This is a genomic window from Klebsiella pasteurii, assembly GCF_018139045.1.
GTDB classification, from domain to species: Bacteria; Pseudomonadota; Gammaproteobacteria; order Enterobacterales; family Enterobacteriaceae; genus Klebsiella; species Klebsiella grimontii.
This window is the reverse complement of the sequence record NZ_CP073236.1, coordinates 1240023-1262167: the sequence shown is the minus strand read 5'-3', so window position 1 is coordinate 1262167 and position 22145 is coordinate 1240023. Positions and strand designations below refer to the sequence as shown.

The 22145-nt window shown below is 57.2% G+C and carries 23 protein-coding genes; 14 read left to right on the top strand and 9 right to left on the bottom strand.

The genetic code is table 11. The features are described from left to right. Window positions 1-137 precede the first annotated feature (137 nt). The 6 genes from KCG39_RS05935 to KCG39_RS05910 form a co-directional block, all read right to left on the bottom strand. Window positions 138-1418 (bottom strand): SLC13 family permease, encoded by a 1281-nt coding sequence (locus KCG39_RS05935; RefSeq protein ID WP_004119848.1) that lies wholly within the window; start codon window positions 1416-1418, stop codon window positions 138-140. A 19-nt stretch (window positions 1419-1437) separates the two neighbouring features. Continuing rightward, on the bottom strand, window positions 1438-1908 hold the full coding sequence (locus tag KCG39_RS05930; RefSeq protein ID WP_004119856.1) for a NanQ anomerase/TabA/YiaL family protein: 471 nt from the start codon (window positions 1906-1908) through the stop codon (window positions 1438-1440). Then, window positions 1905-3077, bottom strand: a complete 1173-nt coding sequence (locus KCG39_RS05925) for a sialidase family protein (RefSeq protein ID WP_112164911.1) — start codon at window positions 3075-3077, stop codon at window positions 1905-1907. Before KCG39_RS05925 ends, KCG39_RS05930 begins: the two co-directional genes overlap by 4 nt. Window positions 3078-3105: 28 nt before the next feature. Further along, window positions 3106-3867, bottom strand: a complete 762-nt coding sequence (locus KCG39_RS05920) for a TerC family protein (RefSeq protein ID WP_142468313.1) — start codon at window positions 3865-3867, stop codon at window positions 3106-3108. 111 nt (window positions 3868-3978) lie between these two features. Continuing rightward, on the bottom strand, window positions 3979-4863 hold the full coding sequence (locus tag KCG39_RS05915) for a dihydrodipicolinate synthase family protein (protein ID WP_123829321.1): 885 nt from the start codon (window positions 4861-4863) through the stop codon (window positions 3979-3981). A gap of 18 nt (window positions 4864-4881) precedes the next feature. Next, window positions 4882-6027: an iron-containing alcohol dehydrogenase gene (locus tag KCG39_RS05910; RefSeq protein WP_142446573.1), complete on the bottom strand. Its 1146-nt coding sequence runs from the start codon at window positions 6025-6027 to the stop codon at window positions 4882-4884. Window positions 6028-6203: 176 nt separating this feature from the next. Between KCG39_RS05910 and dtnK the strand changes: the two genes are divergently transcribed. The 3 genes from dtnK to KCG39_RS05895 are packed head-to-tail and all read left to right on the top strand — an operon-like array spanning window position 6204 to window position 9184. Beyond that, window positions 6204-7442, top strand: a complete 1239-nt coding sequence (gene dtnK, locus KCG39_RS05905) for a D-threonate kinase (protein ID WP_142468312.1) — start codon at window positions 6204-6206, stop codon at window positions 7440-7442. Continuing rightward, a complete protein-coding gene (locus KCG39_RS05900) occupies window positions 7435-8421 on the top strand; it encodes a D-threonate 4-phosphate dehydrogenase (RefSeq protein WP_049115657.1) in 987 nt (328 codons plus the stop codon). The genes dtnK and KCG39_RS05900 overlap by 8 nt, the downstream gene beginning before the upstream one ends. Window position 8422: 1 nt before the next feature. Next, a complete protein-coding gene (locus KCG39_RS05895; protein ID WP_004119899.1) occupies window positions 8423-9184 on the top strand; it encodes a DeoR/GlpR family DNA-binding transcription regulator in 762 nt (253 codons plus the stop codon). Between the two features lie 13 nt (window positions 9185-9197). On the opposite strand, the gene KCG39_RS05890 is transcribed toward KCG39_RS05895, so the two are convergent. Further along, a complete protein-coding gene (locus KCG39_RS05890; RefSeq protein WP_112164915.1) occupies window positions 9198-10142 on the bottom strand; it encodes an L-lactate dehydrogenase in 945 nt (314 codons plus the stop codon). A 145-nt stretch (window positions 10143-10287) separates the two neighbouring features. Here KCG39_RS05890 and KCG39_RS05885 point away from each other — a divergent pair, with 145 nt between their 5' ends. Continuing rightward, complete coding sequence (locus KCG39_RS05885; RefSeq protein ID WP_004119929.1) at window positions 10288-10770, top strand: GNAT family N-acetyltransferase; 483 nt, start codon at window positions 10288-10290, stop codon at window positions 10768-10770. Here KCG39_RS05885 and ptrR read toward each other — a convergent pair. Further along, entirely contained in the window at window positions 10724-11602 is an 879-nt protein-coding gene (ptrR, locus tag KCG39_RS05880) for a putrescine utilization regulator PtrR (RefSeq protein WP_004119932.1), read from the bottom strand. The genes KCG39_RS05885 and ptrR overlap by 47 nt on opposite strands. A 105-nt stretch (window positions 11603-11707) precedes the next feature. Between ptrR and sad the strand changes: the two genes are divergently transcribed. The 7 genes from sad to KCG39_RS05845 all read left to right on the top strand — a co-directional run bounded on the left by sad (window position 11708) and on the right by KCG39_RS05845 (window position 19061). After that, window positions 11708-13093 carry a succinate-semialdehyde dehydrogenase gene (gene sad, locus KCG39_RS05875; RefSeq protein WP_049123082.1) on the top strand — a complete coding sequence of 462 codons (1386 nt, stop codon included), beginning with the start codon at window positions 11708-11710 and terminating at the stop codon, window positions 13091-13093. Window positions 13094-13312: 219 nt separating this feature from the next. Then, the gene (gene glsB / locus KCG39_RS05870; protein ID WP_004119937.1) at window positions 13313-14239 is read left to right on the top strand and encodes a glutaminase B; all 927 of its coding nucleotides are present in this window, start codon (window positions 13313-13315) and stop codon (window positions 14237-14239) included. Beyond that, window positions 14239-14613: a DUF4186 domain-containing protein gene (locus KCG39_RS05865; RefSeq protein ID WP_142468311.1), complete on the top strand. Its 375-nt coding sequence runs from the start codon at window positions 14239-14241 to the stop codon at window positions 14611-14613. The genes glsB and KCG39_RS05865 overlap by 1 nt, the downstream gene beginning before the upstream one ends. A 106-nt stretch (window positions 14614-14719) precedes the next feature. After that, window positions 14720-16132: a GGDEF domain-containing protein gene (locus KCG39_RS05860; protein ID WP_172879987.1), complete on the top strand. Its 1413-nt coding sequence runs from the start codon at window positions 14720-14722 to the stop codon at window positions 16130-16132. 90 nt (window positions 16133-16222) lie between these two features. Next, on the top strand, window positions 16223-16753 hold the full coding sequence (locus KCG39_RS05855) for a GNAT family N-acetyltransferase (protein ID WP_004119951.1): 531 nt from the start codon (window positions 16223-16225) through the stop codon (window positions 16751-16753). Between the two features lie 111 nt (window positions 16754-16864). Then, complete coding sequence (locus KCG39_RS05850; protein ID WP_049113826.1) at window positions 16865-18316, top strand: tagaturonate reductase; 1452 nt, start codon at window positions 16865-16867, stop codon at window positions 18314-18316. Window positions 18317-18620: 304 nt separating this feature from the next. Further along, the gene (locus KCG39_RS05845; RefSeq protein ID WP_004119957.1) at window positions 18621-19061 is read left to right on the top strand and encodes a GNAT family N-acetyltransferase; all 441 of its coding nucleotides are present in this window, start codon (window positions 18621-18623) and stop codon (window positions 19059-19061) included. A 244-nt stretch (window positions 19062-19305) separates the two neighbouring features. On the opposite strand, the gene tam is transcribed toward KCG39_RS05845, so the two are convergent. Further along, the gene (tam, locus tag KCG39_RS05840) at window positions 19306-20058 is read right to left on the bottom strand and encodes a trans-aconitate 2-methyltransferase (RefSeq protein ID WP_049113830.1); all 753 of its coding nucleotides are present in this window, start codon (window positions 20056-20058) and stop codon (window positions 19306-19308) included. Between the two features lie 184 nt (window positions 20059-20242). Between tam and KCG39_RS05835 the strand changes: the two genes are divergently transcribed. The 3 genes from KCG39_RS05835 (at window position 20243) to KCG39_RS05825 (ending at window position 22144) form a co-directional block, all read left to right on the top strand. Next, on the top strand, window positions 20243-21043 hold the full coding sequence (locus tag KCG39_RS05835) for an MBL fold metallo-hydrolase (RefSeq protein ID WP_142468310.1): 801 nt from the start codon (window positions 20243-20245) through the stop codon (window positions 21041-21043). Window positions 21044-21283: 240 nt separating this feature from the next. Beyond that, window positions 21284-21703 carry a hypothetical protein gene (locus KCG39_RS05830; RefSeq protein ID WP_004119969.1) on the top strand — a complete coding sequence of 140 codons (420 nt, stop codon included), beginning with the start codon at window positions 21284-21286 and terminating at the stop codon, window positions 21701-21703. A 72-nt stretch (window positions 21704-21775) separates the two neighbouring features. Beyond that, a complete protein-coding gene (locus KCG39_RS05825) occupies window positions 21776-22144 on the top strand; it encodes a copper-binding protein (RefSeq protein ID WP_117085658.1) in 369 nt (122 codons plus the stop codon). The last annotated feature ends 1 nt before the right edge of the window (window position 22145 follow it).

Here is a 22145-nt window from a genome sequence, read left to right as displayed (position 1 = left end):
CCGTAATAATAAGACAGGATCGGCGAGAGGTCAGCCGATCCTGAGCCTGAGTGGATGACCAGGCGGAAGTATCCTGCGTACGCGACGAAAATCCAACGCCACAAGCGGGTAAAACGACGATGGGGCTTATCCGTTAATTACATCGGAAATATAACGATCGCGCCGACGCATAATGCCAGAATTCGAATTAAGTACATGGGTACCGAAAATAGCCAGAATTCCGGCAATTTATATTTACCCATTCCCAGAATCATTGCCGGCATGCCGTCAATCGGCATATAGCCGCCGTTCCAGCCTGAAATGACCACGGCAATAGCGGCCGCGGTTGGGTTAAGGCCGAGGCTGGTGCAGGCGGCTATAGCAATCGGCGCGAAGATATAGACCGACCCCATGTTCGAACCGGTAAAGGTGGCGCAGGTACTGGTCAGCAGCGCAAAGATAAAAATAAAGACGAACGGAGAGACGCTGGAGCCGAGCACGCCCGCAACCGCATCGCCCACCATTGCCGTAAACCCGGTGCCCGCCAGCGCGTCGGCGACGCCGATAACCCCGGCCATCATCAGGATAACCGGCGCGCCCATATGATCGCGCACCTCCTTGAAGTCGACGACGTTAATCATCATGACGAACGCGGCGGCAAGGCCCGGCACCACGTAGGCGATATTGCCTAACTGATTCATCAGCATCATGCCGACCACGCTGACGGCGAATGCCCCGACGGTGCAGTACTCTTTCCACGCGGGCAGGGTGACGGCTTCCTCTTCGCGCACCGCCATGGCCTCTTCAGAAGCATCGGCTATTGGGTGATCGGGTAAAAAGCGCCAGGCAAGCAGGCACCATGCCAGGAACGCCAGCGACATCACCAGATTCACCAGCGCGAATTTCACCATCGAAATTTCTTCGTTAAATCCGGCGGTTTGCAGCACCGTCGCGGTGACGCCGAACAGCAGCGCGACGTTAACCGGAAACAGCGGATGGTTGGTGGCGAATCCCAGCGGCATCATCAGCTTCGAGGTCGGCAGCTTCTTGCTGTAGGGGATCGTCGAGACCAGCGACAGGATCAGCACGTAGTAGCCGGTTGAGCCAGTACCCGCCAGGCTGGCGCCGAGCATCACAATCAATAGCAGTAGAGCATAGCTTTTGTAGCTGCCTCTGTTCACCAGATTCACCATCGCGGACTTGACGTTGCCTATCAGCCGCGTTTTCTGCAGCGCCGCCATGACCACCATAAACCCGGCGATCATGATGACGCTGGAGTTTACAAACCCGGCAAAAGCCTGCTGGACGTTGGCGAGCCCGGTCACAACCAATAGCAGACAGGCCAGCAGCGGCGGTGCGCCAAAGGCCATTTTGTCCGACATGATAAGCACGATCATCAGCACCAGAATGCCCAGCGCCAGAATCATTTCCATTGTCATCGTTATTGCTCCTTATTATTTACCCTTCCAGCATGTCGCCCGGCACTTTAAATACGGCTTTGCGTACCGTTACCGGCGCGTCTACCGCGCACAGCGCCTGGTGGGGTTCGCCGGGCAGAAATAGCGCAAAATCACCGGCATGCAGGGTGATGGATACCGGTAGAGGGCAATCGCGGGCGATAAACAGATCCGGTTTGCGCTCTTCATCGCTATCCTGCGCGACGCGGAGCGTTCCGGCGTTAATCACCTCGCAGCCTGCCAGCATCACCTGAATATCGGCCCATTGATGGTGATATTCGGTGTGACGCCGCGCGGCGGGCTGGGTGGACGCTTCGCCGATATCGCAATACCAGCGACAGTTTTCCGGCTGCCAGCGCCCGTCTTTCCTGGCGCTCAGCGCCGCTAGCGTGGCCTGCGGATGGGCGAGAATTTGCCGCAGCGCTGGGGGAAGCCCTGCCAGCGGCAGAGCGTTAAGGTTGCCGACGATCATAGCGCGGACTCCTTCACCCATTCGGGCGTGATATGCACGTATTTAATCGCCTGGCGGAACCAGGTGTAGGCAATGTGCAGCGTGCCGTCCGCCCCTTGTTTAATGCTCGGGTAGGAGAACTCGCGATTGCGCTTATCCAGCGAATTGTTAGTCATGCAGTAGCCGTCGCCTTCATCGAGATTGCGCCGCCATGGCCAGGTTTTACCGCCATCGGCAGAGAGGGCGACAGTCATCGGCGCGCGCGGCGCGCCCCAGAACGCCGAGCGACCGCCGTTAGCTTCTGGCTCTTTACGGCTGCTGTCGCCGTCGTCGATTTCATCGTAAAGCGACGCGCGACGTTCCAGCGCGCCGGCGGCGCTCATGGGGTTAAACACCAGCGCCAGTTCGCCGCTGGAAAGGGTAGTGACCTGAATAGACGAGTTATTATTGGGCAGCACCGTCGGCTCAGGCGCTGACCAGCTTTCCCCGTTGTCCACCGACTGGCTGTAGTAGATATTGTCTGCCCAGCGGCTGCGAAAGAGGGCCACCAGCACGCCGCCCGGCAGCGGGGTGATATTCATATGCACGCAGCCGAGACTGTGCGGGACTTCGACGTCACGCCAGGTTTTGCCCTTATCGGCGGAGATTTTGACGGCGCTGATATCGTCGTTGCCGACCCACTTTTCGCCCGGCCGCGTGCGGCAGTAGAAGACCGGTAGCAGCCAGTTGCCGTTGTCCAGAACGGTCATCGGTTGGCGAATAAAGGTGCCGGGCTTGTCGAGCAGGGTGGCAATGTCGCCCCAGGTCTGACCCAGATCCGTTGACTGGCGGTAGCGCACGATGGCGGTATCCTGATTGCCGGAGATCTGCGCGGTCCACAGCAGCCACAGCACGTTATCCGGGTCGAGAAAAAGCAGCGGATTTTGCTCTGAGCGGCTGGGGTCGTCGGACAATTTGACCGCATCGCACCATTGGCGACGGCCGGGGAGCAGGCGCGACCCCCAGACGGAGATATCGGCGACGCCTTCCTGAGTGCCGCCAAACCACACGCACATCAGCGAGCCGTCCGGCAGCGGCAGCAGGTTAGCCGCGTGATTTTGCGGGCAGGATGAGGGGAGCATGGCGGTTTCCACGCGCTCATCCTGCGGGTGCTGAGAAATAATACCGTCACGAACTGCGGTTACAGACATATTCACTCTCCGTTATTTTAGTAGGGTTTTATTTATTGATCGGTAATGAGACGTAAGCGTCTTGCTGCTGTGAAGCTTTAATGATTTTTCTGCTGCGAATAATATTTAGCGTTTCTACCGCCAGCGAAAAGAAAATAGCAAAATAGAGGTAGCCTTTCGCAATGTGTATTTCCAGACTGTCGGCCACCAGTAATATCCCTACCAGCAGCAGGAAGGTTAATGCGAGCATTTTCATGGTTGGTGTATTATTCACAAAATCGCCGATGGTTTTCGCCGCCAACATCATTACGCCGACGGCGATAATGACCGCTGTAATCATAATAAAAATATGCTGCGATAGACCGACTGCGGTAATAACAGAATCAAGGCTGAAGACGATATCCAGCAGCATAATCTGGATGATGGCCCCGGCCAGCGAGAGCTGGCGCAGGCCGTCGCTGTGCGACTCTACTTCCGGCTGAAGCTCGCCGCGTATTTCCTGCAGTGATTTGTAAATAAGAAAACAACCGCCAACAAATAAAATAATCGTGCGCACAGAAACGACAAACTGGGCAATGGTAAATAGCGGCAGCGTAATGTGCGCCAGCCAGGCAATCGACACCAGCAATAACACGCGCATGATCATTGCGCCACTGAGCCCTAACTTGCGGGCAAGATTTTGCTGATGGGGCGGGAGTTTCGCCACCACCAGTGAAAGAAATATAATATTATCGACCCCGAGAATAATCTCCAGGAAGGTCAGCGTGATTAGCGTCAACCCTATTTCAGGGTCCAGCATCCAGATAAACATGGCAACATCCCTTACACAGCGTAAGACGTGTTATAAATAATCGTCAAGATTGTCGGTGCTGTTTATTCCTGTAACCGGCACCGACGATCGAACCCGGTATTCCTGGTGTGTTCAGGAAATATACCTGGCGATAATGTCTTTGATTTTTTCGCACTGGGCTGGCGTAAAGCTGACCGCATAGCGGCTGTCGCCGACGGCAAAACCCATCAGCTGCAGCGCTTTTTTTACTGCCGCCGGCGAGAACGCCACTTTATACAGATCGGTACGCAGCCCGGTCACGCTCTCCTGAGCATGGCGGGAGCCATCAATATCGCCGGCGTTAAAGCGCGCCCAGATGGCGTTGATCTCTTTCGGCGCGACGTTGGCCAGCCCGGAAATACAGGCGGAACAACCGTCAATAAATCCCTGATGAATCAGCGAATCGGGGCCATTCAGCACGTCGAAATTGGCAATGCCTCGCGCCGCATCGAGAAATCCCGTCAGGCTTTCGTAACTTCCGGCGCTGTCTTTGACGCCGATGATGTTGGCGTGCCGCGCCAGAACGCGCGCGGTCTGAGGTTCGATGGTATTGCCGGTACGCGCCGGGATGTTGTACAGGAATATCGGTACGCTCAGAGCGTCAGCGATGGCCGTATAGTGGCTGATAAGCTCATCCTGCGTCAGCGGGACAAACCACGGGGTGATGACCGAGACCGCATCGACGCCCAGTTTTTCGATCTGCTGACCCAAACGGATGGTTTCCCGAGTCGACACTTCGCCAATATGCGCCACCACTGGCGCACGACCGGCGACCTCTTCCACGCAGGCTTTAGCGACAGCGACTTTTTCCGCTTCATTGAGCACAAAAAACTCGCCGTTGGTCCCGCCGCAGAAAATACCGTTGCCGGCGGCGAGCTGACGCTGAATCTGCTGCTTCAGCGACGGAATATTTACCGCGCCCTCGGCGGTAAAGGGCGTCACGATGGCGGTCAGTACGCCGGTAATTGCATTGCTCATATTCATATTTCCCGAGTGTTATGGCTGTGGAAATAGGGTGCGGTAGATCGCTTCGACCTGCTGCTGGTTAACGCTGCACGGCGCGTTATTGAGTAAACGTTTGACGTTTAGCGCCGCTTCGCTCAGCTCGCCGATGCTTTCCGGCGGCACGCCCAGCGCGGCGAGGTTGTCTGGCAGCTGTAGGCGTTTCACCAGCGCGGCCAGCCAGGCGACCAACGCATGAGATTTTTCTTCTTCGCTGAGCGTCAGATCGGCCTCAGGGATCAGATCCCAGACCTGGGCAAATTTCGCCACCGCATGCGGGCGCACTGCTTTCATACAGGGCGCCAGCAAAATCGCGTTCGCCACGCCGTGCGGCAGATGGTATTTGCCGCCCAACGGATAGGAGAGGGCATGAACCAGATGGGTACCCGCATGGTTGATCGCCACGCCGCCATAATAAGAGGCCCACAGCATCTCCAGCTTCGCGCTCAGGTTCTGCGGCTCGGTCACCGAGAGCTCGATATTGCGTACCAGCTTGCGCAGGCCAATCAGCGCCGCGTTATCGCTCACCGGATTGGCAACGGTGGCGGTAAAGCACTCAATCAGGTGGCACAGCGCGTCGATGCCGGTAGAGGAGGCGATGTGTGCGGGCATGCTGGTGGTCAATTCCGGCAGCAGGGCAACGTAATCCGGCAGCAGAACCGGGGAGATAATGCCCACTTTGGTACTCTGCTCCGGGATAGCCAGTATTGCGTTCGGCGTGGCCTCTGAGCCGGTCCCGGCGGTGGCGGGAATTAACAGAGAGGTTACTTTTTGCTGCGGTTTTTCGCCTGCCAGCAGCGCGTCAAGCCCCGGTGAGCAGGGATGCAGCAGGACCGAGAGCAGCTTGGTCACATCCAGAACGCTACCGCCGCCAATCCCCACGATAAGCTGCGGCTCGCTGGCGCTGACGAGGCGCTGAATCTGCGCCATATCGTGCTGGCTCGGCTCGGCGGGCACCGTATCCACGATCTGCACCTGACGCCCCTCATCCTGCAGAAGCGCGCGGATCTGCTGCGCGGCATCGAGTTTGCCCACGTTGCCGTCAGTGACCAGCAAAATGCGCCGTTTGCCCGCCAGCAGCGGCAGCAGGGCGGTAAAGGCGCCCGCGCCGCTAATCAGAGTGCTGTTAATGGTTGCCACTTTTTTCTCCTCTTTTATGAATGATTAAATTTAATCATCCGTTCTGCGTGCCATTCACATTGTGGGGTGAAGTTATAATTTATACGGCGATTTAATAACTTGAGCTTGCTCACATTTAATCAATTGTGATTGAATATAATCATTATCAATGTCGAACAGTGATAAAAGGGAAAGCGATGGGCAGCGGGGATAATAAGGTGTTGGTTCTGGCGGACGACTTCACCGGCGCTAATGACGCCGGCGTCAGCCTGGCGGAGACGGGAATGCGGGCGGAAGTGGCGTTTTCCGATCGCTATCGGGGAGAGGCGCAGGCGCTGATCCTCAATAGCGACAGCCGCGCGCAGCCCGCCGCAGAAGCGGCACGGCGTATTACGTATCTCTTGCAGGCTATCTTGCCGCGTTTTCAGCCGCGCTGGACGGTGAAGAAAATCGACTCCACCCTGCGCGGCAACCTCGGCGCCGAACTGGAGGCGACGATGCGCGCTCTGGCGTGCTCCGTGGCGGTCCTGGCCCCGGCTTTCCCGGCGGCAGGCCGGGTGACGCGAGATGGGCTGTGCTATGTGCGCGGCCTGCCGGTCAATGAAACCGAGTTCGCCACCGACCCGAAAACGCCGGTCGGCAGCGCGGATATCGCCGCCGTGGTGGCGCAGCAAAGCGAGCTGCGCTGCCTTAGGGCGACGGTCGATACCCTGGCGACCGCGCTGGCGCAGACGGGCGATGTACCGCGAGTATTGATCGTGGACGCCGAAGAGGATCGGCAACTGGACGCCATTATCGAGGCAGTCGCGGCCTGCGATCGGAAAGTGCTGCTGGCGGGGTCGGCAGGATTGTGTGACGCCCTGGCGCGTCGGCTGGCTGCCGTACCGCGCGGACCGCTGCTGGCGATTGTCGGTTCAATGAGCGAGATCGCGCAACAGCAGGTCGCCCGGCTTGAGGCGCATCCGCGCGTTGTTCGCGTAGAAATTGATGTCGCGATGGCCTTTGGCGGCGATGTCGACGCTGACGCCCGACGCATCGCCTCGGTATTGAGTGAAAATAATCATTGCGTCGTCACCACGCGTCCCGATAGCGAGGCGCGAAAGGGCATTGATGCCCTGTGCCGTCAGCACGGCGTCGATCGCACCGCGCTTGGCGAACGTATCTGCGCGTATCTGTCGCAGGTCAGCGAACGGGCCATCGCCCAGCGCCAGCCGGGGGCGCTATATCTGTCCGGCGGCGACGTGGCCATCGCCGTCGCGCAGGCGCTGGGGGCCAGCGGATTTCATATTACGGGTCGGGTGGCGCAGTGCGTGCCGTACGGCAATTTTCTGGGTAGCAGCTGGCAGCGGCCGGTAATGACTAAGGCAGGCGGATTCGGAACGGAAACCACCCTGCTGGAGGTCGTGAACTTTATTGAGGAGAAAATGAGTGACTAACATCATAGCGGTAACGATGGGAGATCCGGCAGGCATTGGCCCGGAAATTATTATTAAATCCCTGGCGGAGGGGAAACTGAACGGTGCGCCGGTGGTGGTGGTGGGCTGCGCGCGGACGCTGCGGCGGATCCTGGCGATGGAGATCACCCCTCGCGCCGAGCTACGAATCATTGATAATCCGGGACAGGCGCGGTTTAGTCCTGGCGTCATCAACGTTATCGACGAACCGCTGACCGATCCGCAGGGACTGCGCCCGGGCGAGGTACAGGCACAGGCAGGTGATTTAGCGTACCGCTGCATCAAGCGGGCGACCAACCTGGCGATGGCCGGAGAAGTGTTCGCGCTCGCCACCGCGCCGTTAAATAAAGAGGCGCTGCATCTGGCCGGGCACCATTTCCCAGGGCATACCGAAATGCTGGCTCATCTGACGCAGACCAAAGATTTCGCGATGGTGCTGTATACCGATAAGCTCAAGGTTATCCATATCTCCACCCATGTGGCGCTGCGTAAATTCCTCGATAACCTGAACCAGCCGCGGGTGGAGACGGTGATTGGTATTGCCGATAGCTTCTTGCGCCGGGTGGGTTATAGCCAGCCGCGTATCGCCGTCGCCGGGGTTAATCCTCACGCCGGGGAAAACGGCCTGTTTGGCGATGAAGAGATCCGCATCGTCGGGCCGGCGGTTGACGCAATGAAAGCTAAAGGGCTCAACGTGACCGGACCGTGCCCGCCGGATACGGTGTTTATGCAGTGCCACGAAGGGCTGTTTGATATGGTGGTCGCGATGTATCACGATCAGGGACATATTCCGCTAAAATTGCTTGGGTTTTATGATGGGGTGAATATTACCGCCGGACTGCCGTTTATTCGCACTTCCGCCGACCACGGCACGGCGTTTGATATTGCCTGGACAGGTAAAGCTAAGTCTGACAGCATGACTACCTCTATTGAGCTCGCCATGCAAATCGCACAGGAATAACATGAAGGGATATAACCGGTTAGAGCAGATTATGGATTATCTCAAGAGCCATAATCTGGTGACAGTGGACCAGCTGGTGGCGGTGACCGACGCCTCGCCCGCGACCATTCGCCGAGACCTGATTAAGCTCGATCAGGAAGGAGTGATCAGCCGAACGCACGGCGGCGTGACCCTCAACCGGTTTATTCCAGCACAACCGACCACGCAGGAGAAATCCCAGCGTAGCCTGCAGGAAAAATACGCCATCGCCAGCGCGGCGGCGGCGTTGGTTAAGGCCGGGGACGCCATTGTCCTCGATGCCGGGACCACCATGATTGAACTGGCCCGGCAAATTACCCATCTGCCGCTGCGGGTGATCACCAGCGACCTGCATATCGCCCTGTTCCTGTCAGAGTTTAAGCAAATTGAAGTGACGATCATCGGCGGGCGCATCGATGACAGCAGCCAGTCCTGCATCGGCGATCACGGGCGCCGCCTGCTGCAGAATATCTGGCCCGATCTGGCATTCGTCAGCTGCAACGGCTGGGACCTGGAGAAGGGCGTCACCTCGCCAACGGAAGAGAAAGCGGCGCTGAAGCGCGACTTAATCGCCAACGCCCGGCGGCGCATACTGCTGGCGGACAGCTCCAAATACGGCGCCTGGTCGCTGTTTAATATCACGCATCTCGACTCACTCACCGATATCATTACCGATAGTCATCTGCCGGAAGCGACGCGCGAAGCGTTAACGCATATTCATCCCCGGCTGATCGTGGCCGGCTAGCCGGGGAAGCGGCTTACGGCAGACGGGTGATATTGGCTTTAATCACCTCGATAGCGTGGTGGAACTTCTCCGCTTCATCATCTGCCAGCTGTAGCTCAATGATTTGCTGCACGCCGCTTTGCGTGAGCACCGCCGGAACGCCAGCCGCCGCGCCGCTTACGCCGTACTCTCCATCAAGAATGCACGATACCGCCAGCGCGCGATGGCTGCCGGTGAAAATATTGCGACAGATTTCGGCGATGGTCCCGGCGACGCCGTACTCCGTGCAGCCTTTGCCGGCGTAAATCTCAAACCCCAGCTTACGCACCTTGTCGGCAATCAGCTCCCGGTCGAGGGCTTTACCGGTATGTTTCTGGTAAACATCGGCAATGGCGGAGCCGTATACCGCCGAGTGCGACCACACCGGAAACTGGGCATCGCCATGCTCTCCGAGAATAAAGGCGTCGATGCTTTGCGCGCCGATATCCAGCGCCTGGGCCAGCACCCTGCGTAAGCGGGTGGTATCTAACCAGACGCCAGTCCCCAGTACCTGGCTGCGCGGCAGGCCGGAAAGCTGCCATACCTGCCAGGTGATGATGTCGCAGGGATTGGTGGCAACCAAAAAGATGCCGTTGAAACCGCCGCTCATCATCTGCGGGACGAGGCTTTTGACGATTTTCGCCGTGTTGGTCAATTCGTCCAACCGGGTCTGGCCCGGTTTGAGCGCGCCGCCGGAAACGGTGATCACCGCAATATCGACATCGGCGCAGTCGCTGGCTTCCCGGGTGGAAATCGTCATCATTCCCGGCATATAGGCGGCCGCGTCGCTCAGATCCTGAGCGTGCGCTTCGGCGCGTGGTTTATTGAGATCGACAAGGATCAGCTCCTCGCAAATCGACTGGTTTAACAGGGCGTAGGCCGCAGAGGCGCCGACGTTTCCGGCCCCGATAATCATCACCTTGCGTGCTTTGGTATTCATCGTTTTATCCTGATAAAAGACGTCATGCGGCAAAATTACTGCCTCCCAAGGGGTGAGAGCAAGTGGGGCCGGAAGCTATAAGTTAATGCTATGGCGGCGCTGCGGACGCCGCGCGTTACAGTACGCTCAAAAAAGGAGCTTATTTATGTACACTATCGCCGCGACCCCGCTAAACCACCCGGACCTCACCGCTTTAATTGCCGAACTGGATGCTTACCAGCAGACGCTCTACCCGGCGGAAAGCAACCATCTGATCGACCTGAGCGCGCTCCCGGCGGAGTCGGTGATCGCACTAATTATCCGCGATGCCCGGCAGCAGGCCGTTGGCTGCGGGGCGATCGTGCTCGGCGAAGAGGGGTTTGGCGAGATGAAACGGGTGTTCATTAACCCGGCCCATCGCGGCCAGCAACTGGGAGAAAAACTGCTGGCGGCGCTGGAGAAAGAGGCGATAAAGCGTGAATGCCATACCGTACGCCTGGAAACCGGCATTCATCAGCACGCCGCCGTTGCGCTATATACGCGCAATGGGTATCAGACGCGCAGCGCCTTCACGCCGTATCAGCCGGATCCGTTAAGCATCTTTATGGAGAAACTGCTGCTTGTCGATCTTCGTTCAGCAGCGCTATAAACGCCTCGAGCTGGCGAGTTTTCGCCCCGCGCCGCCAGACCAGCCATGTCGTTAGCCAGCGCCACTCTTCGGCCAGCGGCCAGGCGGAAACCTGCTGGTGGCCCGGCATACTCTCCAGCATGCTGCGCGGCATCAGCGCCAGTCCGGCGCCGGCAATGACGCAGGCCAGCATGCCGTGATAGGACTCCATCTCATGGATCCGCCCCGGGGTGGCGCGATCGGCGTGGAACCAGCTCTCAAAATGACGGCGGTAGGAGCAGTTGGCGCGAAACGCGTAGACGCTGGCGCCGTTTACTTCGCTGGCGCGAGCGATGGGCGGATGGCCAAATGGCGCGACGATCATCATCTCTTCCGGGAACACCGGTAACCCTTCAAGCCCCGGATGCACCAGCGGGCCGTCGACAAACGCCGCGCTCAGGTTGCCCTCGAGTACGCCGTCGATCATGGTGCCGGATGGGCCGGTGGAGAGGGCCAGATGGATCTTTGGATAGCGCTGGTTAAAGTGCGCCAGGGTCGGGGAAATACGCACGGCGGCGGTACTCTCCAGCGAGCCGAGCGAAAACAGCCCCTGAGGCTCGTCTCCGGCGACCACCATCCGCGCCTCATCAACCAGCGCCAGGATCTGCTGGCTATAGCGTAAAAAGCTATGTCCGGCGGGCGACAGACGCAGGCGCTGGTTTTCGCGAATAAACAGTTCGACGCCGAGATCCGCCTCCAGCTGGCGAATGCGCGTGGTCAAGTTTGACGGCACGCGATGCACCTTCTGCGCGGCCTGGGTAATGCTGCCAGTGCTGGCGACGGCGTTAAACATCTCAAGCTGGGTCAGATCCATAGCGTTCTTCTTTTGTGAAAAGGTTGCTTAATATTATTCATTTTTAATGAAGGGAAGGGTAAGCCAGAATAAGGTCACTTCGCAATCAACACAGAGAGAAAAACGATGAATTTATCTGCCACTCAGGCGGTTTCCGTGAACCCAACCACAGGTGAAACGCTGTCGTCTCTGCCCTGGGCCAGCGAACAACAAGTCGATTCAGCCATTGCCCTTGCGGAACGGGGTTATCGTCAATGGCGCAACGTCAGCGTGGCGGCGCGCGCGGCGGCCCTGCGTAAGGTCGGCAGCGTGATGCGCGACCGTGGCGAAGCGCTGGCGCAAATGATTAGCCTTGAGATGGGTAAACCGATTGCCCAGGCGCGCGGCGAAGTCGCTAAATCCGCCAATCTCTGTGACTGGTATGCCGAACACGGCCCGGCGATGCTGAATACCGAAGCGACGCTGGTTGAAGACAATAAAGCGGTGATTGAGTATCGTCCGATGGGCGCGATCCTCGCGATCATGCCATGGAACTTCCCGGTGTGGCAGGTGCTGCGCGGCGCGGTGCCGATTCTGCTGGCGGGCAACAGCTATCTGCTTAAGCATGCGCCAAACGTGCTGGGCAGCGCGGCGATGATTGGCGAAATTTTTGCTGCAGCGGGCGTGCCGGAAGGCGTGTTTGGCTGGGTTAATGCCACCAACGACGGCGTTTCGCAAATGATTAACGATCCGCGCATCGCCGCGGTGACCGTCACCGGCAGCGTGCGCGCCGGGAAGGCTATTGGCGCCCAGGCCGGCGCGGCGTTGAAAAAATGCGTGCTGGAGCTGGGCGGCTCCGATCCCTTTATCGTCCTTAACGACGCCGACCTCGATGAGGCCGTGAAGGCGGCGGTGATTGGCCGCTACCAGAATACCGGGCAGGTCTGCGCCGCCGCTAAGCGTTTCATCGTCGAAGCGGGTATTGCTGCAGCCTTTACGCAGAAATTTGTCGCCGCCGTCGCCGCGCTGAAAATGGGCGATCCGCGCGACGAGCAGAACTATATTGGACCGATGGCGCGTTTCGACCTGCGCGATGAGCTGCACGAGCAGGTGCGGGCGACCCTAAAAGAGGGGGCGACCCTGCTGCTGGGCGCGGAAAAAATCGAAGGCGCGGGTAACTACTATGCGCCGACGGTGCTGGGGAACGTCACCGCTGAGATGACCGGCTTTCGTGAAGAACTGTTTGGGCCGGTGGCGACGATTACCGAAGCCCGCGATGCCGATGATGCGCTGGCGCTGGCTAACGATAGCGAATTTGGCCTTTCAGCGACGGTTTATACCGCCAGTGAAACGCAGGCCCGGCGCTTTGCCGATGAGCTGGAGTGCGGCGGGGTGTTTATCAACGGCTACTGCGCCAGCGATGCCCGCGTGGCGTTCGGCGGCGTGAAGAAAAGCGGTTTTGGCCGCGAGCTTTCCCATTTTGGCCTGCATGAATTCTGCAACGTCCAGACCGTCTGGAGAGATCGCCGCTAACCCTACAAACTGCCTCCGGGGGCGGCGCAATGCACCTGACCGGGCTACGGGACGCAGCCATCTGCGATCGCGTAGCCCGGAAAAGCCGCTTGCGGGAACATAGACCCGATATTATTAAGCTATTTACTTAGCGGCACCGAAGCGAGAAAGAAGCTGTTTCTTCGCGCCGCGTGCGCCTATAATTACCGCCCGAATTTTGTTGTTGGCAAGGAGCCTCGCGTGGCGACGGTAATGAATAACGCAATGCTCGATGCCATTTTGGCTGAAGTCAGGCCGCTGATTGGGCGCGGTAAAGTGGCGGACTATATTCCGGCGCTGGCCCGCGTCAGCGGCGAGAAGCTCGGCGTAGCCATCTGTACGGTCGACGGTCAGCACTACAGCGCCGGCGACGCGCACGAGCGTTTCTCTATTCAATCGATCTCGAAAGTCCTGAGCCTGGTGGTGGCGATGAACCACTATCAGGAAGAGGAGATCTGGCAGCGGGTGGGGAAAGATCCCTCCGGCCAGCCCTTTAATTCACTATTACAGCTGGAAATTGAACAAGGCAAACCGCGTAATCCGTTTATCAATGCCGGGGCGCTGGTGGTCTGCGATATGCTGCAAAGTCGCCTTAGCGCGCCTCGCCAGCGAATGCTGGAAATCGTTCGTCGTCTGAGCGGGGTGGGCGATATCGCCTACGATCCGGTGGTTGCCCGCTCGGAGTTCGATCATTCGGCGCGCAATGCCGCTATCGCCTGGCTAATGAAATCCTTCGGCAATTTCCATAACGATGTCGCCACGGTACTGCAAAACTATTTCCACTACTGTTCACTGGAGATGAGCTGCGTGGAGCTGGCGCGCACCTTTCTGTTTCTTGCCGATAGAGGCATCGCCCCGCACCTTGAGACGCCGGTGATTGCGCCGATTCAGTCGCGGCAGGTCAACGCCCTGATGATGACCAGCGGCATGTATCAGAACGCAGGTGAATTTGCGTGGCGCGTCGGTTTGCCGGCGAAATCCGGCGTCGGCGGCGGGATTGTGGCTATCGTCCCGCAGGAGATGGCGATTGCGGTGTGGAGCCCGGAACTCGATGAGGCGGGGAACTCGCTGGCCGGAATTGCTTTACTGGAAAAACTCACTCAAAAACTGGGAAGGTCGGTATTCTGATGGTACCCATAGAAAACCTGTTTGCTCGCCTGCAGCGTTCCATTTTCCGCTCCCGTTTTCGCCTCGGCGTGAAAGAACGGCAGTATTGTTATGATAAGGGCGCGGAAGTTATCGACCAGCACGCGGCGGACTTTATCGCCAGTCGGCTGGCCCCTGCGCAAATTCCTAACGACGGTAAGCAGACCCCGATGCGCGGACATCCGGTGTTTATCGCCCAGCATGCCACCGCGACCTGCTGTCGCGGTTGTCTGGAAAAGTGGCACGCGATCCCGCGGGGCCGCGGGCTCAGCGACGAAGAGCAGCGCTACGTGGTGCAGGTTATCCATCACTGGCTGGTGATCCAGATGAATTCGCCGGATCGCGGCAGACCGTAATTCATCGGCGGCGGTATATGCCTGATAATTATTCTCATGATATGATGAACCGCTTACTAATTATTAACATAATAATTGCCTGAAACAATTAGACGGATAATCATGAATGTCTCCACTGTCGATTCGGTCATTCACGCTGTTTCGTGAGGAACAGCCCGTGCGTGATGCGCTGGTGTTGTTCACTTTAACGCTACTGCTGCATTTCTTTGGCGCGATGCTGCGTCTTGTACAAGAATTGTCGTTCTTCTGGCCGCTGAATGCGGTAATGGCGGGGATTTTTGCGCGTTATATCTGGCTAAATCGCAGCTATTTTTACGCCGTTTGTTTTGCCGCCATGCTGGTATATGACGGTTTAACATCTCGTTGGGGAATGGGGTTCGCCTCCTTTCTGATTAATTTCTCCAATATCGTTTTTATCGTCACCCTGGCGCAGCTCATTTTGTGGGATAAGCGGCGGGCGGATTCGATGCCGGGACCGATCAACGCGCTAAGCCTGTTTTGCTACTGCCTGCTGGCGGCGCTGCTCTGCGCTGCTGTTGGGGCGCTGGGTTCGGTAGATGTGGAACGCGCCACGTTTATTCCCCAACTGGCGGACTGGTTTAGTGAACAGTTTTCCACCGCCGTACTGATCCTGCCGTTCATTTTGACCCTCACGCTCCCTTCGGCGTTCGGACGTTTTCGCCTGCGTCAGCTGTTACCGGCGATCGCGCTGGTGCTGTCGATTGCGCTCGGCGTGGCGGTGGGCGGGGCCGGGAGCATAACCTTCCCGTTACCCGCGCTGATTTGGTGCGCGATTCGCTATCCGCTGCCGTTGACCTGTCTGTTGACCTTTATTACCGGGATTAGCGAAATTCTGCTGGTGGCGAACTCGCTGATTCACCTCACGCCCGACACCCGGATGCAGCCGTGGCAGCTGTTTTCGACGCGTCTGGGTATCGCGGCGATGCTGATTAGCCCGATTATCGTCGCTTCCAGCGTCGAGGCGATTAATAACCTTGTCAAACAGCTGGCCCTGCGTGCTGACTTTGACTTCCAGACCCGGGTCTATTCTCGCTCGGGGTTAAGCGAAGCGCTGAAACGCCAACCGCTGTCGGAAGATAAGCGGTTAACGGTCATGGTGCTGGATATCGACGGCTTCAAGCAGGTCAACGATCGCTGGGGCCATGAGTGCGGCGACTGCGTGCTGGCCCAGTTTGCGCAGCAGGTGCGGCTACTGGTAGGTGAAGAGGGCATGGTGGCGCGCATTGGCGGTGAAGAGTTTGCCGTCGCGACGCTGACCTCATCAGAGCGGGACGGACAGGCGTTGGCGGAAAAAATTCGTCAGGGTATCGCATCGCAGACCTTCACCTGGGGGCAAAACAAAATCCAGCTGACCGTCAGCATGGGGCTGGAGAGCCAACTGCTCGCTACCGCCAGGGTTACGGATCTGTTCAACCAGTTGCTGATGGAAGCCGATGATTCGTTGATTCGGGCGAAACGTGCCGGGCGCAACCGGATTTTTACGCACGAAATGGCCTGAATTATCCCATAAGAAAACGCGATGATAATTCTGCTTGTGTTAAATATAAGTTAAAAACATAGTGATGTGGTCAATTTCAAGGAGTTACCTATGACCACATCCTTCACTCTGCGCACCCTGTCGCATGACGATATTCTCAAACACCTTTCTGAATTAACCGATATCCTTGTCAGCTGCGTCAACGGCGGGGCCTCGGTGAGCTTTATGCTGCCTTTCGCCCCGGAAACCGCGACGGCGTTCTGGCTGCGAATGGCGCAAAGCGTCGCCGCCGGGGAGCGCGTTGTCCTCGCCGCGGCAGATGCAGAGCAGCGGCTCGTTGGCACGGTACAGCTCATTACCGACCAACCGGAAAACCAACCGCACCGCGCCGATGTCGCCAAGCTCCTGGTTCACCAAAATGCGCGTCGTCAAGGGCTGGCGAATGCGCTAATGGCCCGACTGGAAGCGATCGCACGCGAGCAGGGCAAGAGTGTTCTGGTGCTGGATACCGCAACCGGCAGCGGGGCAGAAAACTTTTACGTGCAGTGCGGCTGGGAAAAAGCCGGGGAAATCCCGCGCTATGCGCTAATGCCGGACGGCGAGCTGACGGCAACATCGCTGTTCTATAAATTTCTGTCTTAAATTTGATATTGCATACAGCTTTGATCAAAACAGGGTTTCACTTGCCTAAAAACCTGATAACTTATTGGACCAATTACTCAGGTTGTATGACTACTCTATGAGGGAACCCTTGTGAAAACACTAAACCGTCGCGATTTCCCGGGCGCGCAGTACCCTGAACGTATCATTCAGTTTGGCGAAGGCAACTTCCTGCGTGCGTTTATCGACTGGCAGATCGATCTGTTAAACGAGCATACCGACCTGAATGCCGGGGTGGTGATTGTACGTCCAATTGAGAGTGCGTTCCCCCCGTCGCTCAGCGTCCAGGACGGTCTCTATACCACGATCATTCGCGGCCTGAATGAGAAGGGTGAAGCGGTCAGCGATGCGCGCCTGATTCGCTCGGTCAATCGCGAAATCAGCGCCTATGCGGATTATGATGAACTGCTGCGGCTGGCGCATAACCCGGATATGCGTTTTGTGTTTTCCAATACCACCGAAGCGGGAATTAGCTACCACGCGGGCGACCGTTTCGACGATGCGCCCGCGGTTAGCTATCCGGCTAAACTGACCCGTCTGCTATTTGAACGCTACAGCCATTTCTCCGGCGCGGCGGATAAAGGCTGGGTCATCGTTCCCTGCGAGTTGATTGACTATAACGGCGAAGCGTTGCGTGAACTGGTGCTGCGCTATGCGCAGGAGTGGGCGCTGCCGGAAGCCTTTGTGGCATGGCTGGATGAAGCCAACGCTTTCTGTTCTACGCTGGTAGACCGCATTGTGACCGGCTATCCACGTGATGAAGCCGCGCAGATTGAAGAGCAACTGGGCTATAAAGACGCTTTCCTCGATACCGCCGAACACTTCTATCTGTTTGTCATTCAGGGGCCGAAATCTCTGGCCGCCGAGCTGCGACTCGATAAACTGCCGCTTAACGTGCTGATCGTGGACGATATTAAGCCGTACAAAGAGCGTAAAGTGGCCATTCTTAACGGTGCACACACTGCGCTGGTGCCGGTCGCCTTCCAGGCAGGGCTGGATACCGTGGGCGAAGCGATGAACGATGCGGAAATTTGCGCTTTTGTCGAGAAGGCGATTTACCAGGAGATCATTCCGGTTCTCGATCTGCCGCGCGATGAGCTGGAGTCTTTTGCCAGCGCGGTAACCGGCCGCTTCCGTAACCCGTATATCAAGCATCAGCTGCTGTCTATCGCGCTTAACGGGATGACAAAATATCGTACCCGTATTCTGCCGCAGCTGCTGGCGGGACAGAAGAAAGCAGGGAAACTCCCGGCGCGTCTGACCTTTGCGCTGGCGGCGCTGATCGCATTTTATCGCGGCGAGCGTCACGGTGAGAACTATCCGGTACAGGACGACGCAGAATGGATGGAGAGCTATCAGGCGCTGTGGGCCCAGCATCGGGATCGTCAAATCAGCACCCGCGAGCTGGTAAACGCGGTGCTTTGCGTTGAGTCCCACTGGGAGCAGGACCTGACGAAAGTCTCTGGTCTGGTCGAGCAGGTGACGCAGGATCTGGATGCTATTCTGCGCGACGGTATGCGCGCCGCCGTTAAGCCACTGTGCTGATACCCTGAAACGAACGGATTACGGCCGGGTAAGACGCCAGCCGCTTTCCGGCAAGAATCCCGGCACCGTGCTGGACGCGATTCGTTATCGAACGCAACCTGGCCGCTGCCGGGATATTTTTGCCCTTTCATTAGTTACAACATTCTTTTGTATTTTGAACTGGCGCAGGTCTGTAAGATCGCGCCAGTTTCGTCCGCCAGCGGTCAACAGGGCAAATAAGAGAAAAGGATGAATTGTGCCCCTGCCGCTTGATCAAATTATTCGACAGGAAAATAATGCCTTATCCAAACGAGAGGTTAGACCAATGGTCATCGAAATTCGTGAAGTGGGCCAGCAGGATAAAGCGCAGTGGTTACGGCTATGGGAAGGCTATACCTGTTTCTACGGTAGCCCGCAGCCGCCGGACGTCACGGAATACACCTGGCAGCGCATGCTTGATTCCGCTTCTTCCATGTTAGGCCGCGTTGCCCTGGCGGATGGCAACGTCGCTGGATTTGCGATTTGTGTCCTTCACGAAGGGACATGGGTAAAGACGCCCGTTTGCTATCTGGAAGATCTGTTCGTTGCCGCGTCAATGCGCGGAAAAGGTATCGCCAGGGCGTTGATGCAGGCGCTGCAAGCGGAAGGAAAAGAGAAAGGGTGGTCGCGTCTGTACTGGCACACGCGTACTGATAATCCGGCCCGGCGTCTGTATGAAGAATTTACGCCAGCCGATGACTATGTTCGTTACCGCATGACGCTCTGAAAATCTGAGATTAAGAAGTTATTAAGATTTCCCCTGTAAAACAGGGGAAACGACTCAGGAGTAACAAAATGGAAAAACGCATAGAGACGGTTGTGAACCTCATCATGTTTCTTTCGCTGCTGGCCACCGCATGGGATCTCTCCCTGGTCCATCACCTGTCCTGGTAAACCTGAACGTTCGGCGCCAGAGTCTGGTGCCGAAACGTTAAATCACTATTTAAAATCAATGTTTTACATCATAAATGCTAGCGGCGCGCGACGATAAACAGGCGCGGAAATCGCAGCAGCACCTTTCCGTTACACTGTAACGGGTAGTGCTTTTTCAGCTGCGCCAGATAGCGTTCGAGGAACGACTGGCGCTGCGGTTCATCAAGCGGTTTTAAAAACGGGCGCAGGCCCGTTGACTGCAGCCATTCGATAATGGCCTGATGCGATGCCAGCGGGTGATAGTAGGTCGTGCGCCAGATATCCACCTCGCAGCCGCAGGCGGTCAGCATATCGTAATACTCCGGCACATCCGGCAGCGGCTGTCGCCCGCTGGCTGGATATCCTAGCTCTTCCGCGACCTCACGCATCAGCGCGTGCGAGGGCTCTTGCCAGTTAACCGGCATTTGCACCGCCAGTATGCCGTTTGGTGCAAGATTGCTGACCAGATGGGGAAAAAGCCGCTGATGATCCGTTAGCCACTGCAGCGAAGCATTGGCGTAAATAACGTCCGCCGGGCGCTCGGGGCGAAACCCGGCGATATCTCCTTCGACAAAGCAGCAGTCCGGGAGCCTCTGAGAGGCTTCTTCCAGCATGGCCGGTGAATTATCGACGCCAATAATTGTTGCTTCAGGCCAGGCATGCCGTAGCAGAGCGGTACTGTTGCCTGGTCCGCAGCCCAAATCAACGGCCAGCGCGACGGGATGGTGGGCGATGCGGGCGAGAAGCTCAGCGGCGGGGCGCGTGCGCTCCGTGCCGAATTGCAAATAAAGTGAAGGATTCCAGTCAGCCATAGTGCGCTCCGGTTAAGAGAAACTCGTTCATCAGCATAGACGGCAATACTTAACTGGCAAATAAACAATAGCTCTATGCTAATGAAACGTGACAGCGTCACTTAACTTATGCCGGGTTCGTCACGGTAGACCCGGTGGAGGTTGGCTAGAGTAGACGTCGCAAAAAAGAGGTAATGAAAATTAAATGGCGTTAATCATTAAAGTGTTACTTGAAAACCGACTCGGCAAGGGGCAGGACAGCCTGCTGCAGGTGAAACCCGGATTAAGCCTGCTTGTGGAAGATGAAACCAGCCGGGTGCTGTTTGATACCGGGCCAGACGGCACGTTTCTTAATAATGCGCAGCGGATGGGAGTCTCTTTATCTGACTTGACCGCCACGGTGCTCTCCCACGGTCATTACGACCACTGCGGCGGCGTGCCGTGGCTACCGGATAACAGCCGTATCATTTGCCATCCGCTGATCGCGCAACAGCGCTACTCGGCGTTATCCCTTGCCGGACGTCGCTGGAAAGTCAAAAAACTGTCGCGAGAAATTGACTACTCCCGCCACCGCATGGAGTACAGTCGCGAGCCTATGGCGATTGGCGAACGATTAATCTGGTCCGGCGAGATTGCGGTCGCGCGCCCGCGAGCCTATGGCATCCTCGCGGGTCAAGCGGCGGGGAAAGATTATATTGCCGACGAAGGTGTGCTGATCTACCGCTCGACTCGGGGGTTAGTCATTATTTGCGGCTGCGGGCATCGCGGATTGATCGATACGATTCGCCACTGTCAGAAGATCACCGGCGTCCAGCAGATACGCGCCATCATCGGTGGCCTTCACCTGCGCAGCGCGCCGCCGTGGGGGATACGTCGGCTAAAGCAGTTCTTGCGCCAGCAGAAGGTCGAGGAGGTGATGGCCTGCCACTGTACCGGTTCATGGGGGCGCTGGTGGCTAGCGGAGAGTAGCGCGCCGGCAACCGGTGATACGTTGGTGCTGGAATAATAATCGCGTTCACTTTTGCTAATTACATATAAATAACATTTTTGCTATTTATTAAATACATTATCCGCCGGCTATACACCTTCCCCCTAGGGGAAGGTCAAATACTGATATCCCTTTTGGGTGTAAATATTTATAGAGAAACTTCATTCTATTTAACCTGGAGTTTTCTCTTTGAAATATCATTTAATTCTGCCGGTGAGTGTGATTTAATTCAGCGGTCTTCTTATTGCGAATATCTCTATGATTGCGTCACTGCAGGCATTATTAAAACAAGTAACCCGGCGTCGGCTTCGTATCCGCGTGGGGCTTGTTTGTGCCTGTTGGCTACTGCTCAACCTTCAGTTGACCATCGCGGCGCACCACGGCGGCCAGCAGCAGCCGGTGGCGCCGCAGGCGCAGATTCACCATATTGTCGATGGCGTGATGAGCATGCCCGGCATGGAAAACGTCGGTCAGAAAGCCATCTGCGAGAAGCACTGCGACCCCGATACCGCGCAGCCAAACTCATTAACCTCTTTACAGCTGAACGCGCTTCCCTCCGAAACCGCGCTATTAGTGGTTTCCCCGCAGCAGGAGACCAGCGCTGAACGTATGGACTGGCGGACGCCGCCGGTCACCGGTCCGCCGACTGAAATACGTTTCTGCCGTTTCAGGGAATAAAAAGCCGTTAAAAACATCTATCAGATCTGCCCGGTCTGCGGGCGACTTTATGTTTTTTTCGGAGATTTTATTATGCGTTCGACTTCTATTTTTCTGCTTATTACCAGCGTTCTGACCTTTTCCTTCACTTCATTGTCCGCCAGCGCGGAAGACGGCGCGATGCATCACCATAATATGTCCGCGATGGCGCAGATGACGGGGATGGATAAGCCGGATGATTCCGCCACCCTTTATTCGGCGAGCGGGGTCATTAAAGCCTGGCGTGACAATGCCGTGGTGATTGCCCACGCTCCGGTTGCCGAGCTGAACTGGCCGGCGATGACCATGAGTTTTGCGCTCGGCGCTAACCACGATAAAAGGCTGGCGGTGGGGCAAAAGGTTGATTTCACCTTCCGCCAGACGGACTCCGGCTACGCGCTCGTTTCGATGACCGCGCACTAAT